The sequence below is a fragment of the Holdemanella porci genome, assembly GCF_019052655.1.
Taxonomy (GTDB): Bacteria; Bacillota_I; Bacilli_A; order Erysipelotrichales; family Erysipelotrichaceae; genus Holdemanella; species Holdemanella hominis.
In genome coordinates this window covers 48,636-65,254 of the sequence record NZ_JAHQVB010000005.1, presented here as the reverse complement: position 1 = coordinate 65,254, position 16,619 = coordinate 48,636, and the positions used below count along the sequence as shown (strand labels likewise).

Annotated in this window: 17 protein-coding genes; 4 read left to right on the top strand and 13 right to left on the bottom strand. The window is 35.1% G+C overall.

Translation table 11 applies throughout. The features are described 5' to 3' along the window. Positions 1–167 precede the first annotated feature (167 nt). From KTQ83_RS02075 to KTQ83_RS02055, 5 genes are all read right to left on the bottom strand, one after another. Positions 168–479, bottom strand: a complete 312-nt coding sequence (locus KTQ83_RS02075) for a type II toxin-antitoxin system RelE/ParE family toxin (RefSeq protein ID WP_217255907.1) — start codon at positions 477–479, stop codon at positions 168–170. Further along, positions 469–723 (bottom strand): type II toxin-antitoxin system Phd/YefM family antitoxin, encoded by a 255-nt coding sequence (locus KTQ83_RS02070; protein WP_117924702.1) that lies wholly within the window; start codon positions 721–723, stop codon positions 469–471. Before KTQ83_RS02070 ends, KTQ83_RS02075 begins: the two co-directional genes overlap by 11 nt. A gap of 351 nt (positions 724–1,074) precedes the next feature. Then, complete coding sequence (locus KTQ83_RS02065) at positions 1,075–1,230, bottom strand: hypothetical protein (protein WP_181979323.1); 156 nt, start codon at positions 1,228–1,230, stop codon at positions 1,075–1,077. A gap of 79 nt (positions 1,231–1,309) precedes the next feature. Then, on the bottom strand, positions 1,310–4,018 hold the full coding sequence (locus KTQ83_RS02060) for a heavy metal translocating P-type ATPase (protein ID WP_244975725.1): 2,709 nt from the start codon (positions 4,016–4,018) through the stop codon (positions 1,310–1,312). Between the two features lie 9 nt (positions 4,019–4,027). Then, the gene (locus KTQ83_RS02055) at positions 4,028–4,321 is read right to left on the bottom strand and encodes a metal-sensing transcriptional repressor (protein ID WP_118114599.1); all 294 of its coding nucleotides are present in this window, start codon (positions 4,319–4,321) and stop codon (positions 4,028–4,030) included. Between the two features lie 304 nt (positions 4,322–4,625). Here KTQ83_RS02055 and KTQ83_RS02050 point away from each other — a divergent pair, with 304 nt between their 5' ends. Beyond that, positions 4,626–4,787, top strand: coding sequence for a hypothetical protein (locus KTQ83_RS02050; RefSeq protein ID WP_217285012.1), 162 nt, complete (start codon positions 4,626–4,628; stop codon positions 4,785–4,787). Here KTQ83_RS02050 and KTQ83_RS02045 read toward each other — a convergent pair. Both KTQ83_RS02045 and KTQ83_RS02040 read right to left on the bottom strand, forming a co-directional pair. Next, positions 4,784–5,497 (bottom strand): response regulator, encoded by a 714-nt coding sequence (locus tag KTQ83_RS02045; RefSeq protein WP_117924710.1) that lies wholly within the window; start codon positions 5,495–5,497, stop codon positions 4,784–4,786. The genes KTQ83_RS02050 and KTQ83_RS02045 overlap by 4 nt on opposite strands. After that, positions 5,490–7,343 (bottom strand): DUF4118 domain-containing protein, encoded by a 1,854-nt coding sequence (locus tag KTQ83_RS02040; RefSeq protein ID WP_217255905.1) that lies wholly within the window; start codon positions 7,341–7,343, stop codon positions 5,490–5,492. Before KTQ83_RS02040 ends, KTQ83_RS02045 begins: the two co-directional genes overlap by 8 nt. Positions 7,344–7,474: 131 nt before the next feature. Here KTQ83_RS02040 and KTQ83_RS02035 point away from each other — a divergent pair, with 131 nt between their 5' ends. The 3 genes from KTQ83_RS02035 to KTQ83_RS02025 all read left to right on the top strand — a co-directional run bounded on the left by KTQ83_RS02035 (position 7,475) and on the right by KTQ83_RS02025 (position 10,079). Then, a complete protein-coding gene (locus tag KTQ83_RS02035) occupies positions 7,475–8,812 on the top strand; it encodes a TrkH family potassium uptake protein (protein ID WP_117924714.1) in 1,338 nt (445 codons plus the stop codon). A gap of 12 nt (positions 8,813–8,824) precedes the next feature. After that, complete coding sequence (locus tag KTQ83_RS02030; RefSeq protein ID WP_186998526.1) at positions 8,825–9,472, top strand: potassium channel family protein; 648 nt, start codon at positions 8,825–8,827, stop codon at positions 9,470–9,472. Between the two features lie 253 nt (positions 9,473–9,725). Further along, entirely contained in the window at positions 9,726–10,079 is a 354-nt protein-coding gene (locus tag KTQ83_RS02025; RefSeq protein ID WP_217255904.1) for a hypothetical protein, read from the top strand. An 18-nt stretch (positions 10,080–10,097) separates the two neighbouring features. Here the strand turns inward: KTQ83_RS02025 and KTQ83_RS02020 are convergent, their stop codons facing one another. The 6 genes from KTQ83_RS02020 to KTQ83_RS01995 all read right to left on the bottom strand — a co-directional run bounded on the left by KTQ83_RS02020 (position 10,098) and on the right by KTQ83_RS01995 (position 16,616). Next, the gene (locus KTQ83_RS02020) at positions 10,098–10,286 is read right to left on the bottom strand and encodes a hypothetical protein (protein WP_217255903.1); all 189 of its coding nucleotides are present in this window, start codon (positions 10,284–10,286) and stop codon (positions 10,098–10,100) included. A gap of 58 nt (positions 10,287–10,344) precedes the next feature. Further along, a complete protein-coding gene (locus KTQ83_RS02015) occupies positions 10,345–11,637 on the bottom strand; it encodes an ATP-binding protein (protein WP_217255902.1) in 1,293 nt (430 codons plus the stop codon). 167 nt (positions 11,638–11,804) lie between these two features. After that, on the bottom strand, positions 11,805–12,821 hold the full coding sequence (locus tag KTQ83_RS02010) for an alpha-hydroxy-acid oxidizing protein (protein ID WP_244975724.1): 1,017 nt from the start codon (positions 12,819–12,821) through the stop codon (positions 11,805–11,807). Positions 12,822–12,823: 2 nt separating this feature from the next. Beyond that, entirely contained in the window at positions 12,824–13,849 is a 1,026-nt protein-coding gene (gene eutH, locus KTQ83_RS02005; protein WP_117925111.1) for an ethanolamine utilization protein EutH, read from the bottom strand. Between the two features lie 50 nt (positions 13,850–13,899). Beyond that, complete coding sequence (locus KTQ83_RS02000) at positions 13,900–15,786, bottom strand: extracellular solute-binding protein (protein WP_217255900.1); 1,887 nt, start codon at positions 15,784–15,786, stop codon at positions 13,900–13,902. 2 nt (positions 15,787–15,788) lie between these two features. Continuing rightward, positions 15,789–16,616 (bottom strand): ABC transporter permease, encoded by an 828-nt coding sequence (locus tag KTQ83_RS01995; protein WP_117925107.1) that lies wholly within the window; start codon positions 16,614–16,616, stop codon positions 15,789–15,791. Positions 16,617–16,619: the final 3 nt, after the last annotated feature.

The window sequence follows — 16,619 nt, the reverse complement described above, 5'->3', positions numbered from 1 at the left end:
AAATGCAAAAAGCACTAATCACCACCGACAATGGAAAAAGATTAGTGCTTCAGCATTAACTTTATTTCAAAGTAACCACTGCTTTTCCAGTAGTCGTTCTCTATATGTATTATACAAAGAAACCAAATGTATTTGCACAAGAAAAATTCTAAATCTAAAACAATGATTTATATAATTTTCTCCTGATTTTCTAATGAATGACGTGTCGACAGAACATTTATGGTTTTATTATTTTCATCTACATAATAATATAGTAAATAATTTTTGATTACCATCTTTCGGACCTCATGGAATCCTAAAAATCTATTTTTAATCATTGGATTTGATTCAGGAAAATCACACACCAAAGCAAGCCTCTCAATCAATAAAATATAGAAGCTTTTTGCAGCGTGTAAATTGCATAAATGATTAGTCAAATAATCTAATATATTATCTAAATCTATTTGCGCTTCATCCGTAAAGAAGTACTTATAAGCCATACTTATCTTTCATTTCTTCCATTACTTTTATACCATCTTTTAATTTACCAGAATACATCTGTTGCAATCCTTCATACACAGCTTTTGCTTCCTCTAATTCCTCAAAAATACTTCTATAATAGTCAATATCCATTACCACAAGACGTCCATATCCATTTTTTGTAACAAACACCTTTCCACTATCTTTACACAATTCCTCAATACGTACTGTATTTTTTAAATCTCTCATTGGTACGATTTCCATAAAAGTACCTCCTTGTGGCTATATTATATACCTTTTATGGTCACGCATCAATAATTTGAAACTTTTTCAACAATATTACGACTCTGAAATGCAAAAAGCACTAATCACCACCGACAATGGAAAAAGATTAGTGCTTCAGCATTAACTTTATTTCAGAGTAACCACTGCTTTTCCAGTAGTCGTTCTCTATATGTATTATACAAAGAAACCGAATGTATTTCCACAAGAAAAGCTAAAAATCCCATACAACATTTTATTTATGTTAAAAGCATCTATTTACACTTTACTTAAAGTAAATATTGAGTTTTTCATATCATTCAACTGTCGAAAAAAAAGAATAATTCAAACGAACTATCCTTTCTTTTGTTGAATCCAATATACACTTTCTGCAACACGAACTTTCAAACCATCCATTATCATTTCTTTTTGTTGAAAGTTTGCCAAAACATTCAAGCGATTCCAGAAAGTTCTTTCGCAAGTGGATTTCCCATCAATAAAACATTCCATTTTGCGTCTCCCTCGACGTTTATCATAGAATATTCTGAATACGCTTACAAGTCTTGACTTTTTTTATTTTTATGATTCTTTATTTTACAGAAATGACTGTATATCCTGCATTTGTCACGGCATCACTCAACATCTGATCTGTGATATTCTCTGTGCAATTTAATGTAGCTGTTTTTTCATCTAAACTAACCACTACATCACTTACACCTTCCACTTTACTTAATGCATCCTTTACGTGTGCCACACAATGCATGCACATCATACCATCTACTGTTACTACTTTTTTCATTTTCTTTTCCTCCTTATATTCAACGGGAATATAACCCGCATCTTCAACCGCTTGTTTTAAAGCCACCTTATTTACTTGTTGCACATAGTCAATATCGGCCTTACCTAAATTATAATCCACACGAACTTCTTTTACATTTGGAACCTTCTTTAAAGCATCCTCTACTAACCATGCACAATGTCCACAGGACATACCATCAATATGCATTGTGTATGTTTTGACTTCTTCCATTTCAACTCTAGGTTTAAAATAACGAAGTCGTAAAGCGTTTGTGACAACACAAACACTACTCAAAGACATACATGCCGAACCAATCATTGGTGATAATCGAAGTCCAAATGCTGGATACAATAAACCTGTCGCAACTGGGATTCCTAAAATGTTATAGAAGAAAGCCCAAAATAGATTCATCTTAATATTTTTAATAACGTCACTTGATAAATCAATTGCCGTCACTACATCCAATAAAGAGCTTTTCATCAAAATCACATCCGCACTATCTAAGGCAATATCGGTTCCAGCACCAATCGCAACCCCAATATCTGCACGCATTAATGCAGGCGCATCATTGATACCATCACCCACCATCATAACCTTCTTACCTTGTTCTTGAAGCTTACGAATTACACTCTCCTTATCTTGTGGCAACACATCACTAATCACTTCATCCACACTTAAAGATTTACCAATCGCATTCGCTGTTTTTTGATTGTCTCCAGTCAACATAACCACACGCATATTCTTCTTTTTAAATTGTTCTAATGCAACCTGACTCGTACTACGAATGGTATCCGCCACACTTATTAAACCAATCACATTTTGATCTTCCACAAAAATCAATGGAGTTTGACCTAAACTTGCATAAGCATCTAAGTCTGATAAAACATTTTGATTTATTTGAATATTTTTCTCTTCTAATAACCTTTTATTTCCTGCCAAATACACATGTCCATTTAGCTTAACCTGAATACCACGACCCGAAATGTTTGTGAATTGTTCAGGTTGTTGAAGCTTTATATTTTTATCTTCCGCATACTCCACAATAGCCTGTCCCAAAGGATGCAAAGAACCACTCTCTAAGCTTGCCGCCATTGAAATAAAGTCATTCATACTAATATTTGTATATACCTTAACACCTTGAACACTTGGCTTTCCTGAAGTAATCGTACCCGTCTTATCTAATACAATCGTATCAATCGAATGTAGCTGTTCTAATATGGCAGCCGACTTAATTAAAATTCCATTTTCCGCTGCCTTACCCGTACCTACCATAATCGCAACTGGCGTAGCTAAACCTAAGGCACAAGGACAAGAAATCACGAGTACACTAATCGCATTGGATAACGCAAATTGAATCGTTTGACCACTGATCAACCATGCGACAAATGTAATCAATGCGATTAAAATCACAACAGGAACAAATACACCACTAACTTTATCTGCCAAACGAGCAATAGGGGCCTTTGAGTTACCAGCATCATCGACTAGCTGAATGATCTTAGCCAAAGTTGTATCTTCACCTACTTTTTCAGCCTCAAACTGAAAAGTACCATTCTCATTCATAGTAGCTGAAATGACTGAATCCCCTACATTCTTTTCTACCGGAAGACTCTCACCCGTAATCGCCGACTGATCCACATAACCTGTACCCGAAATAACTTTACCATCTACTGGAATTCTTTGTCCCGGACGAATCACAACTATATCATGAATTTGAATACTTTCACTCGACACAACAATTTCTTTCCCATCCCTTAAGATCGTCGCATTTTTTGGTGCTAAGTCCACCAACTTATCTAAGGCATCGCTCGTTTTTGCCTTAGATCTAGACTCCAAATACTTTCCAACACTAACCAAAGTCACAATGGTTGCGGCCGACTCAAAGTATAAAGAATGCATTGCCATATGGGCCATTTCCATATTCTGCACACCAAAATAATAGGCCATCTGATAAATACCGACCAAGCCATACACAAAGCTTGCACCTGAACCCATCGCAACTAAAGAATCCATATTGGCCGACTTTTTAATTAAAGCCTTAAAACCTGTAATAAAGAAATGTCTTTGAATAAACAATATAAATAGACATAGAATCAGCTGTGTTAAGGCTGAAACCATCATCCATTCCATACCCTCTAAAATAGGAAGGCCTACCATAGGACCCATCGCAATTAGAAGTAAAGGAACCAATAAAACTAAACTTAAAATCAATCTTTGTTTAGCACTTCTTTGATCCGATTCCACTCGATTCTGACGATTCTGCCATACTTTACGAACCTCTGTCTTTTGACCATGCACACTAGCTCCATAGCCAATCTGTTTTACAGCTTCACAAATCGTTTGTTCATTCACCTTATCTTGATCAAATTCAACCTTCATTGAATTCGATAATAAAGAGACATCACAATGACTCACACCATCTAACTTACTCACAACACGAGTTACATTAGCCTGACAAGCCGCACATGTCATGCCTGTCACATCAAACTTTTCTTCCATTAAAACCACCTACTTTAACTTCTTTACTAAATCCATAACCTCACTCATGATTTCTGTATTTCCATTTTGCACATCCTCAACAACACACGTATTTAAGTGTTCCTGCAAAACAATGTATCCAAACGCCTGCAAAGCACTCTCTACAGCCGCTACCTGCACTAAGATGTCGCCACAATAACGATTCTCCTTCAACATATTCTCAATTCCATTCAATTGTCCTACCATACGATGAAGACGATTCGTCAATTGTTTGATTTCTTTCTCATCTCTAGGCTTATGTTTTTTATGACAACACTCACTCATTGATCTCACCTCGATATAATAATATACCCCCTATAGGTATATTTCAAGTGATATGATTTGTGGCATAATAAAAGAAAGGAAAAACTCTATGAAATATAATTATTACGTGTACCTGCCAAGAATTGGAACCATTCTTGTCATGTTTTTAACGTGCAGTGCACTCTTCTCAAAAGAAATCTTTTTTAATATCATATACCTTGTTTTTGTCGTGCTCTTTAGCCAAATTCTATTTATATATGAAAAAAGACTATTAAAAAACAATGAACCGCAATACGAAAAAATCAGTTTTCGCGATTCATTGTTGATGTATCCAATTCTATTAAATATTGAACTATTCCTATTTGCGATTGTCAGCCTATTTAGTATATTGATCCTTCTATGCATCAATAAAACCATTATGGCACTCATCACAATTGGAGTTATCACAATTATTATTTCACTCTATTTCAATATGCGAAGACACTAGTCTTCCTTTTTTTCTGTCTGATTCAACATACGATATCCAACACCCACATGCGTCTGAATATACTTCGGATTTGAAGTATCCGGCTCAATCTTTTTACGCAAAGTAGCCATAAACACTCTTAGACTTGGCGTTTCTGTACCTTGAACACTTCCCCATACTTCTTGCATGATATAATTATGTGTTAAAACCTTATCGGTATTTTTAGCTAAAACACACAATAATTTATATTCAATCGGAGTTAAATGGATTTCATGCCCATTCTCATATACACAACCCTGCGCATAATTGATTGTCAAATCTCCATTTTCATATACACTCTCATTTACACTTATGGTCTGACTATTATTTAATCTTCGAATCGTTACACGAAGTCTAGCCAACAATTCATCCACTGAAAATGGTTTTGTCAAATAGTCATCGGCCCCTAAATCTAAAGCTTTTACCTTATCTTGATCTTCACTTCTTGATGAAACCACAATAATTGGAATATTTGACCAAGAACGAACCTTCTTTATAACATCCAAACCATCCATATCTGGCAATCCTAAATCTAGAAGCATAATGTCCGGATTATAAGAAAGCACATTCATGATTCCTTGCTTCGCTGTTTTTGCCAGACGAAACTGATAATTTTCCATCTCTAGAGTTGTCGTAATCAAATTCCCAACCGCAATATCATCTTCAATTACTAAGATTTGAACTTTATTCATACAACTTTACCTCCACTGCATCCAATACAAACTTAAAACAAGCTCCATGAGGCGTTACATTCTCAACCCAAATCGTACCACCATGCGATTGAATAATAGATTTACACAAAGATAGACCTAGACCCATGCCACGTCTTGTATCTCCACCTCGATTATTTTCCGTATAGAACATCTCAAACAATTGTTCAGGATGTAATACACCATTTCCATCATCTTGAACTTCTATTAAAATTTTATCCTCAACCCGCCTAGCATTCAAAGAAATATTTGAATTTTCAGGCGTATATTTGATCGCATTATTTATTAAATTCACTAAAACCTGAATAATCAAGCGTGCATCCATATTAGCCATCAATAAATCATCCTCTAAATGCATAGAAATATTATGTTTGCGTTTATTACGACCCAAATGATGAATAGCCTCTCTAAAAATATCCTCAATCATTTCTGGTTGTAAATTCAACTGCATCGTACCATTTTCAATTCTCGTTATAAACAATAAGTTTTCCACCAAATCATACAACCACATCGCATCATTATAAATATCTTGATACAATTCCTTCTTCTTTTCTTGTGAAAACGCATTCTCGTTTTCCAATAATAAGCCAGCATTGCCTGAAATACTAGTCAGTGGCGTTCTTAAATCATGCGAAATCATACGTAATAAATCGGCTCGCAACGCCTCTTGTTTGGCTTGTTGCTCAATCTTTAGATTTTCTAAACGAATCATTTCCTTCTCTAAAGCCATACCACACTCGTCCAATATCGCAAGCCACAAATTTTTTTCAAAAGAATCTATCTTATCTTTTAATACAATTCCAACCACACCTAATACTTCGTGCGTTCCATTAATAGGCAAATATAAACACATCGAATCCGAATGATAACTCGTTGTCTTTCCAGCCTCATGCCTATTTTTATAAACCCAAGCCACAATATCCGTTTCTACAGGACACTGTCCTAATAGAATAGGCTCATCATTATGTGGATACAACACTAAATCCGTATCCAATAATTTATGCAGCTGTTTTAACATCGAAGCATAGATCGCATTCATATCATTCGCCTTTTGAAGCATCTGGCTCATCTCCAATAAGACTTGCGTACGATACACTTGTTTGGCATTTTCGAAAGATTGTTTCTTTAATCTTGTCATTAACGAACTAGATGACATGGCCACCACAAACATAACAATATATGTCGTAATATAGCTTGGATCACTCAACAAAGAAAAGTAGGGGTATGTAAAGAAAAAGTTAAAGCATAACACTGAAAATAAAGACGCCAATAAACTATAGATATATCCACTTGTCCAAATGGATACAAATACAATGCCCAAGATATAGATCATAATAGGCGTTGTAATCAAGAATTGAAAATGCATAAATCCCTTTCCAATAAGCGTACAAAGAAGAAGAATCCCCATCATTTTTAATGTATCTTTCAATGAAAAGCTCAAAAGATTAAAACTAAAATGAAACATGCGACGATAATCCTGCGGATAATTCACAGAATATACATCAATATTTTTCAACTTAAACAATGCTTGTTTCGCCAAATTTTTTTCTAAAACAACACAATCTACCTGAGAAACACCCACATATTCCACAAGCTGAGGCAATACATCCTGTCCATAAAGAATCGTTACTTTTGCTCCTTTACTCTCCGCATACTTAATATTTTCACGTAAACAACTCTTTGATGCCGCACTTATCCCCTCATATTTTGGAGTTTGCACAAAAATAGCACTCAATACTGCATGATTGCTTTTCGCAATTTGAGCTCCCTTATCAATAACTCTAGAATTATATTTAGAAGCCGATAAACATATTAATACATTCGCCATAAAGCTAGTATAACACAAGCCCACAAAGAATCATTCATCTTAACATTGTCTTAACATAATGTTAGAATACTTTATAGAATCTTAATACAGACTAGTGTAGAATGTTTTAAGATATTAGGATAGGTGGTTTTATGTTTAAAAAACGTATGAAACGCATTACCCCAGGACAAATGATTATCCTCAGTTTTGCGACTATGATATTTATCGGTGCCTGCCTGCTTATGCTTCCATTTTCCACAAACGATGGTAAGGGCGCACCCTTTTTAGATGCATTATTCACTTCAACCAGTGCCTCCTGCGTAACCGGACTGATTATGCATGACACAGCACAATATTGGTCCCCCTTTGGACAACTCATTATCTTGATTCTGATTCAAATTGGAGGTATGGGCGTCATTACGATGGCCATTCTACTCTTTGTTCTTGGAGGCAAGAAAATTGGTTTTAAACAAAGATATTTTATGCAACAATCTATTTCTGCTCCAAAACTAGGAGGTATTATCCGAAACACAAAATGGATTATAAAAGCTACAATATGTGTCGAAGCACTAGGTGCCATCTTATTAGGCATACGCTTCTTACCGCGTTTTGGACTTGTCAAAGGCCTATGGTATTCCATATTCCATTCCATCTCAGCCTTTTGTAACGCAGGTTTTGATCTAATGGGCACAAACCAAGCTTACTCATCTTTAACAGGATATGCCGGCGATATTTTAGTATCCAACGTCATTGCAGCACTAATCGTACTTGGTGGTTTAGGCTTCTTTGTCTGGAAAGATGTTGTTGAATACAAACATCATTTACATAAATATTCACTACAATCCAAAGTTGTATTATTTACTACTGCAACATTGTTGATCATCAGTACACTCTATTTCTTTATCAATGACTTTAGCCATTGGAATATGCGTCTAGCCGATCAAATCAACGTTTCCATTTTCCAAGCCGTATCCCCAAGAACAGCCGGATTTAATACGATTGATTTAAACAAAATGAATCAAAGCAGCATTTTCTTTATGACACTATTAATGTTGATAGGAGGAAGTCCACAAGGTACGGCCGGAGGATTTAAAACAACAACACTAGCCGTATTAATTCTAAGTATTCGTGCTGTATTCAATCATAAACAAAACCCACAATGTTTTGGAAGACGCATTTCCATGGACACATTAAACAATGCGACCGCCCTATTTATGTTGTTTATGGTATTATTCTTTACAGGAACATTCCTTATTTCAGCCTTCGATCAATTACCCATTCTTGACGCCCTATTTGAAGCGGCCTCTGCCATTGGTACCGTCGGATTGACATTAGGAATCACACCTACATTATCAAGTGCATCACATTGTATTTTAATTTTCTTGATGTTCTTTGGAAGAATTGGAGGCTTAACTTTACTTTTAGCCATTTCGAAACATCAAGTTGTCGCAAACACAAATTTACCACAAGAAAATATCACAATTGGATAACAGGAGGAACATATGAAATCAGTATTAATTATTGGTATGGGACGTTTTGGACGTCACATGGCACAAAAACTATATGATTTAGGACATGACGTTCTGGCCATTGATAAAAATGAAGAAAAAATCAACAAAGTCCTTTCTTATGTCACAAACGCTCAAATCGGAGATTCTACCGACGAAAGCTTTATTGACTCACTAGGCGTATCGAACTTTGATCTTTGCGTTGTAGCCATTGGAGATGACTTTCAAAGCTCACTCGAGACAACAGCCCTATTAAAAGATTATGGATCAAAACTTGTTGTCGCAAGAGCCGTGCGCGATGTACACGCTAAATTCTTATTGCGCAATGGAGCCGATGAAGTTGTATATCCTGAAAAACAAATTGGTAACTGGGCCGCCGTACGTTTTTCAAGCGAAAACATCTTTGACTACGTACAACTTACTCCAGAATATTCCATTTATGAAATTGCCGTACCAACCGCTTGGATTGGAAAAACCATGTTAGAACTCGATATTCGTAGAAAATACCATATCAACATTCTAGCTACAAAATTCAATGGAATTCTAGACCCACTTCCTAGTGCTGAACATACTTTCCAAGAATCCGAAAACATTCTTATTCTTGCGCAAAATTCGGACGTACAAAAATTCCTTCGTTTTTAATGAAATCTTAACATGATTCCTCATTCTTTTACACCATTTAAACATTTAAAATTCTACAATAAAGGTGTAAGAAAGAGGCGATTATTTATGTTAGGAATTTTATCAATAGGATCCGTAATCTACATTTCTTTCTTAGTCCCACGACTTTTAAATCACATCTTAAATATCACTCACCATTAATGTATACCGCGAACATGTCAATTATCCCCATTTTTAAGTTATAAATATACTTAAGAAAGGGGATTTTATTATTATGAAAACATGGAAACTAGTCAGTGGAATCATTTCCATTGTATTAAGTGTATTTGTCGTATTCCAAAGTATGATGGCAGGCCTTGCCAACGCACTAGAAGAAAGTGGACAAGTAAGTGGAAGTGCAGGACTTGTTGTTAGTATATGCATGCTTTGTGGAGGAATTGTATCGATTGTATCTAGAAAGAACAATTCAAAAGGAACCAACATTGCACTTATTATTCTGTTTGGTTTAGCTACATTCACAGGCTTTGTACTTGCAGGAAACTACTCCGACCTATATATTTGGTCAGCATGGTGTTTAATCAACGCAGTACTTGCCTTCATCTCATTAATAAAAGGTATCAGAAATTAAAACTGATACCTTTTTAAATTAATAACTAACAACGATTTTTTGACATAGATAGTCTTCTACAACTTTGAATAAATCAGGCGGATACAAATAATCATCATCAGAATCGTCAACTATGCGATACCAATTTTTCTCAATTGATAAAACTTTATAAATTGCTCCTTCTGTTAAATCTATATCATCTAGATGTGCAATATATCTTACCTTCATCTAACCACCCCTTGATTTCAAATCAACCTTTCAAACATTTTGGCAATTAAACAATTAACTACAATAAATTCTTTGTTTTTCGAACCAAGTATAATGGAAGATTCGTGAAATCACCATCTTTACGATATCCACGCTTAGAAAAACGATATGCATGTTCTGGTGCATAATTTGCGACATATGTCTTAAAAGAAGTGGCAGATCTATCCTCACCACCCTTTACTTCAATTGGAATAATTTCCATTTTATTTTGAACCACAAAATCAATTTCACCATTTCTATCCGAATAATATCGAGGTTCAACTTCAAATTGACCTTTTAATTGTTGTAACACATAGTTTTCTGTCAACGGCCCTTTAAATTGGTAATCCGTTTTCAATAATATGGCGCCATTATCCACACCCGCCATTTGTTTAAGAAGCCCAGTATCAAACACAAACAATTTAAACTGATCCAATTTATCAAAAGCAGACAACGGATGTTCCATCTTAGACACATTATATACACGATTAAGCATACCTGCTGATACAAGCCATTCAATAGCTTCTTCAAAATCTCTAGCTCTAGCACCTTCACGAACGGCACTATACATAAACTTCTCATTTGGTTTCGCAAGTTGAGCAACAATACTTCTAAACACCATCAAAATACGTCCACTATTCACTTTTCCATTGTGTTTAGAAAAATCATTTTCATAAACCTCAATCAATTCTCTTTGAATTTTAGATATCATAGTAGGATCCTTGTACTTGATCCATGAAGATACACATTCAGGCATACCCCCTATAATAAGATAATAATTAAATACATCCAATAGGCGTTGATGAAAAATCTCTTCAATCACTTGTCCTTTTTGAACACTTTCATAATATGCATATAGCCCAGAATCAATCGCATCTAAAAATTCATCAAACGTTAATGGATAAATATCTAAAAGATTAACCATACCTACAGGATATGACTTTGGCTTTGCCAATAATGTACCTAAAAGACTTCCTGCCGCTATCACATGATATTCATTCGCCTTTTCTTTGAAATACTTCAGTGTATTTAATGCTTCAGGACACTCCTGAATTTCATCAAAGATAATCAAAGTTTTTTCAGGCTCAATTTTTTCATCACTGATCATAGAAAGAAGTTCAATAATACGATGTGGATTTTTATTGGTTTCAAAAATAGATTTTAATTCATCTTCTTCATCAAAGTTAAAATAAACATAATTATCATAATAATTCTGACCGAATTCCTTCATCAACCAAGTCTTACCAACCTGTCTTGCCCCTCTTAATACCATTGGTTTTCTCTCAGGACTATTTTTCCATTGAACTAGTTCTAAAATCGCATTTCGCTTCATGATACCACCTCTTAATTATAAATTAACACATTTTTCCGGACTTTTCTACATCTATTCAACACATTTTTTCGGACTTTTTGGTATTGTTTTTACACATTTTTCCGAGATTTTCAGTATCTATTTTGCACATTTTTTATCTACATTAAAAAGGACAGCATTTAAGCTGCCTATCTTACCATATCACGAGTGATGTCTTTTAAGCTTTTAGCCCCACACATCTCCATAGTATCTTGAAGTTCACTGCCAAGTTTATCCACTAAGACTTGAACACCTTCTTCTTTTGCTCCATAGATCGCATTCACAAATGGACGAGCTACAATGACAGCATCCGCACCTAATGCCAAAGCCTTAAAGATATCGACACCACTACGAAGTCCACCATCCACAAAGATTTTCATACTGCCATCTACAGCTTTTACAATCTCTTCGAGTACTTCAGCAGTTGCAGGCGTCTGATCTTGAACTCGACCACCATGATTCGAAACCACAATTGCACTAGCTCCCGCTTCTTTTGCCTTTAAAGCCCCCTTCACACTCATAACACCCTTCACAATAAATGGTACAGGTGTATTTGAAATGATTGCCTTTAATTGTTCTGTATTCATTCTTCCTGCAGGAGGCTGACACCCCTTCAAGAAAGGAAGTCCAGCTGCATCTACATCCATAGCTACCGCAAAGGCATTACTGTTTAAAGCTAAATTTAGCTTTTCCAAATAAGTCTCTAAGCTCCAAGGTTTAACCGTTGGAATACCATACCCATTATTCTCTTTAATAATTCGTGTCGCATTTTCCATTATACTAGGATCTTTTCCATCTCCTGTAAACGCACAAATGCCTGCTTCTATACAACCTTTTACTAAGATATCATTGTATCCATTATCATCATATGCATCTGAATAGTGCATGGCTACAGCTCCTACAGGACCTGCAAAAATCGGATATTTAAATGTATGACCAAATAGTTCTAATTCTGTACTTACTGGCTCATTATCAGTAATTGTATCCATATTCACACGAATGTTTTTCCAAGCATCATAGTTACGCATCGCAACATCCCCAATCCCTTTAGCACCAGGTCCTGGAATCGTATTTCGACATGCCCTTCCATCACATACAGGACAAGACTTACATAATTTTGTCCCCATCACTTCACGACTTTTTTCCATCAATTCCATATAATTCATAATCATTCCTCCATTACATTCGCTATAACTAAACCTAATATTCCGGCTACCAGTTTCACAACCACAAACCAAGTCACACTTGCAGGATTGACTGAGGCAATAAAACCGAGTTGTCCGCCAAACACAAAAGCTCCACTCAAAGAAAAGGCAGCATTTATAATCTTGCCCTTCTTATTCATCTTACTAAATAAAGGAAGCATCGCAATACTTGTTCCAAAAGATAAGATAATTCCCATCACTGAGTATTTATCAATATTTAGTATTTGACCTACTCTTTCAATCTGATTTGAAAACTTTCTTAATACAATTTCACAAAACACTAAAGAACCACATACAATAATACTCATTTGAAATACAATGCGTAGTGCTTCATTGATTAATGTCGCATTTGTGAAGTTCAAATTGAAAAAGAAGGTTAGACAAACTAGAAAAAAGAAAATATACCCAAGCATTTGTACTAATTTAGAAAAAACGGTTAATACTACAATTAATGTTTGAAATGAAATAAAAAATAAACCAATCAAAATAGCACAAATAAGAATTACGGGTAAAAACACAATCAAAAAATGATCAATATGCAATAAAAAGCCACAACCAATAAGAATAGGTAATAAACCTAAAATACCATACACAACTCCTTTTAAATAGTGATTCAAATCATCTGTATCCAGTTCATTTAAAAAGATTGGCAATTGAAAACTAATTAAGCATCCTAAAGTGGACGTTAATAATACACCACAGAAAATCAAGATATTATCTGCATGTGTCATAGACTCTATAATGGAATATCCACCAAGATCTGGCGCCAACAAACTTGAAATAATCATTTCTTTATTTTCAAATAAAGTGGCATGACCATTTAAGAACGCAATCGCAATACAATAAAAGCCTCCTACGCTCATCATAAAATCGCCCATCGTTATAATGCCTCGATCAAAAGAAGTGGCTAGTCCAAGTCGATTCTTAAACATCTTGTCAAATAAGCCTAAAGCAGCAAAGCATAATAAAATAAAAATAATCGGATTCATGCATTCATTCTATAATAATAATGAAAAAAAGTCGAAGAAATTTTCTTCGACTAATGTGCGTTACTTGCCGAAACTTTTACTCTAGACCACAAATCCGCAATGATCTTACGTGTAGTTTCATCATATTGGAATACTTCATCCTTATCGTAACCAGCACGAGGTGTATATGCGTTGATACCATCATAATCTCCGCCTTTACCACCAAGTTCTTCCATAACTTCTTTATTTGGTGAAGTATATCCAACATAACTCGAATTATCCATAGCTGCATCATAGCTAGTAATATAACGAATAAACTCATTCGCAAGCTTAGGATTCTTCGCATTCTTAGGAATAACCATCGCATCTGACCATAAGTTTGTTCCACTCTTTGGCATATAGAATCCCATATTTTCATTTTCAGACATGACATAAGCCGCATCTCCAGAATAAATAACTCCTAAAGCCTTTCTTGCCTGTGCCATATTATCAATAATTTCATCTGTTACAATTTCTGGATCCATTGTCTGAACACATTGAATCAACCAGTTATATGCTGCATTCAATTCATCTTGACTTGTCGTATTCATTGAAGATCCAAGAGCTTTTAATGCCATCATGAATGAATCTCTTTCAGAATCATATAGATAGATATCTCCCTTAAATTTCTGATCTAAGAAAATATCCCATCCATCTTTTTCCAAATCTTCTTCAGATACTTTTCTCTTATCGTATACGATACCAACAGTACCCCAGAAATAAGGAATTGAATATTCATTCTTTGGATCATACGGAAGACCTTTGATCGCATCCACCAATTCACCTAAACATTCTTTGCGAGTTTCTGGCTCTAATTTTTGAAGCATTTTTTCCTGCATCATTCTTTGAATCATATAATCACTTGGAACTAATACATCATACGCATCGCCATTGGCAACCTTAATATACATCTGCTCGTTTGAATCAAAGTTATCCATGATAACCTTAGCTCCCGTTAACTCTTCAAAACCTGAAATGATATTTTCACCTGTATATTCACCCCAGTTATATACATGTAAAGTTTGTCCTGCATAAGGCTGACTACCAGCTGATTTATTTAAGCCAAATAAAGAAGCCACTAAGCCAACGACTACAACACCTGCAACAGCCCATTTCCAAGGTTTATTTTGTTTTGAAGGACTTGTCTTTTTACGAATGATAGGTAAGATATTCACAATTGTTAATGTGATTGTGATCAACAAGACAACCAATGTACTAATCGCATTTACACTTGGATTAATACGCTTAGACATTGTATACACCATAATACTCAAGTTTTTCACACCTTGACCCGTTACAAAATATGAAATAACGAAATCATCAAAAGACATTGTGAACGCAATCAAAGCACCTGAAACAATACCCGGCATAATTTGTGGCACAATAACTTTCACCAAAGCCTGCCAAGGCGTAGCCCCTAAATCCATTGCAGCATCTGCCAAGTTTGGATCTAGTGATTTGATCTTTGGCATAATACTCAAAATCACATATGGAATACAAAAAGCAATATGTGCTAATAATAATGTCACAAATCCCTTTTCAATTTGGAAAGTAATAAATAGAAGCATCAATCCAATGGCAGTAACAATTTCAGGGTTCATGATTGGAAAATCATTGACCTGACTGACAAAAGCACGCAATACTTTCTTTGACTTTGATAAACCAATCGCCGTAATCGTACCGATGATCGTAGAAATAATTGTTGCCAATAAGGCAATAATAATGGTGATATACAAAGATTCCATCATACTGTGATTTTTAAGCATAGCCTCATACCAACGTAACGAGAACCCTGTAAAGTGTGTTAATGATTTTGAACTATTAAAGGAAAAAATAATCATGAATAATATTGGTGCATAAAAGAACACCAATAATAAAGCCATGCCTACTTTACCTAATACTCTCTTATCTTTCGACATGCCTATTTTTCCTCCTTATTACGCTCTTCCAATTTCCTTACAAGCATCATTAGAAGCATCATGATCATAGCCATGATCATTGAGATAGCTGAACCAAAGTTCCATTCTCCCACAGTAATGAATTGGTTTTCAATGACGTTACCAATCAAGAAGAATTGTCCTCCACCCAATAATTTAGGAATGAAGAATGAACTTACAGCTGGCAAGAACACTAATGTGATACCTGAAACTACGCCCGGTAATGAAAGTGGGAAAATAACCTTCCAAAACGTTTGGAATTTATTGGCCCCCAAATCCTGAGCCGCCTCTAATAAAGATTTATCCATCTTCGTTAAAGCCGTGTTGATCTGCAGAATCATAAATGGCAAGAAGTTATACACCATGCCAATCAATACAGCAGCCTCTGTATATAAAAGTTCTGTATGAATTCCAAACAAGCCTAAAAAGCTACTAATAATTCCATCACTTGATAAAATACCAATCCATGCGTATGTTCTTACAAGCATATTGATCCATGTAGGAAGAGTAATCGCAAGAACTAAGATTTGTTGAACTTTAGGACTATTCTTAGAAATAAAGTATGCGATTGGATATCCAATCAACAAACAAATAATGGTTGTCTTAATGGCAATCCATAAAGAACGCCATAAAATCAACAAGAAATCTTTGTCTGTAAAGAAACGAACATAGTTATCTAATGTAAGCTTAAAGTGCACAATACTGTTGCCTTGCTGAATGATTGAATAAAACGCAATCAGCAACATCGGAAGCAACAACATGATGCAAGCCCACACAATATAAGGGATTGCTAATTGTTGAAATTTTTTCATTTT

Bases quoted from the DNA above. Each gene is read 5' to 3' on its own strand.
- KTQ83_RS02075 (WP_217255907.1), bottom strand. From the start codon at position 479: ATGGCTTATAAGTACTTCTTTACGGATGAAGCGCAAATAGATTTAGAT.
- KTQ83_RS02070 (WP_117924702.1), bottom strand. From the start codon at position 723: ATGGAAATCGTACCAATGAGAGATTTAAAAAATACAGTACGTATTGAG.
- KTQ83_RS02065 (WP_181979323.1), bottom strand. From the start codon at position 1,230: ATGGAATGTTTTATTGATGGGAAATCCACTTGCGAAAGAACTTTCTGG.
- KTQ83_RS02060 (WP_244975725.1), bottom strand. From the start codon at position 4,018: ATGGAAGAAAAGTTTGATGTGACAGGCATGACATGTGCGGCTTGTCAG.
- KTQ83_RS02055 (WP_118114599.1), bottom strand. From the start codon at position 4,321: ATGAGTGAGTGTTGTCATAAAAAACATAAGCCTAGAGATGAGAAAGAA.
- KTQ83_RS02050 (WP_217285012.1), top strand. From the start codon at position 4,626: ATGTATCCAATTCTATTAAATATTGAACTATTCCTATTTGCGATTGTC.
- KTQ83_RS02045 (WP_117924710.1), bottom strand. From the start codon at position 5,497: ATGAATAAAGTTCAAATCTTAGTAATTGAAGATGATATTGCGGTTGGG.
- KTQ83_RS02040 (WP_217255905.1), bottom strand. From the start codon at position 7,343: ATGGCGAATGTATTAATATGTTTATCGGCTTCTAAATATAATTCTAGA.
- KTQ83_RS02035 (WP_117924714.1), top strand. From the start codon at position 7,475: ATGTTTAAAAAACGTATGAAACGCATTACCCCAGGACAAATGATTATC.
- KTQ83_RS02030 (WP_186998526.1), top strand. From the start codon at position 8,825: ATGAAATCAGTATTAATTATTGGTATGGGACGTTTTGGACGTCACATG.
- KTQ83_RS02025 (WP_217255904.1), top strand. From the start codon at position 9,726: ATGAAAACATGGAAACTAGTCAGTGGAATCATTTCCATTGTATTAAGT.
- KTQ83_RS02020 (WP_217255903.1), bottom strand. From the start codon at position 10,286: ATGAAGGTAAGATATATTGCACATCTAGATGATATAGATTTAACAGAA.
- KTQ83_RS02015 (WP_217255902.1), bottom strand. From the start codon at position 11,637: ATGAAGCGAAATGCGATTTTAGAACTAGTTCAATGGAAAAATAGTCCT.
- KTQ83_RS02010 (WP_244975724.1), bottom strand. From the start codon at position 12,821: ATGAATTATATGGAATTGATGGAAAAAAGTCGTGAAGTGATGGGGACA.
- eutH (WP_117925111.1), bottom strand. From the start codon at position 13,849: ATGAATCCGATTATTTTTATTTTATTATGCTTTGCTGCTTTAGGCTTA.
- KTQ83_RS02000 (WP_217255900.1), bottom strand. From the start codon at position 15,786: ATGTCGAAAGATAAGAGAGTATTAGGTAAAGTAGGCATGGCTTTATTA.
- KTQ83_RS01995 (WP_117925107.1), bottom strand. From the start codon at position 16,616: ATGAAAAAATTTCAACAATTAGCAATCCCTTATATTGTGTGGGCTTGC.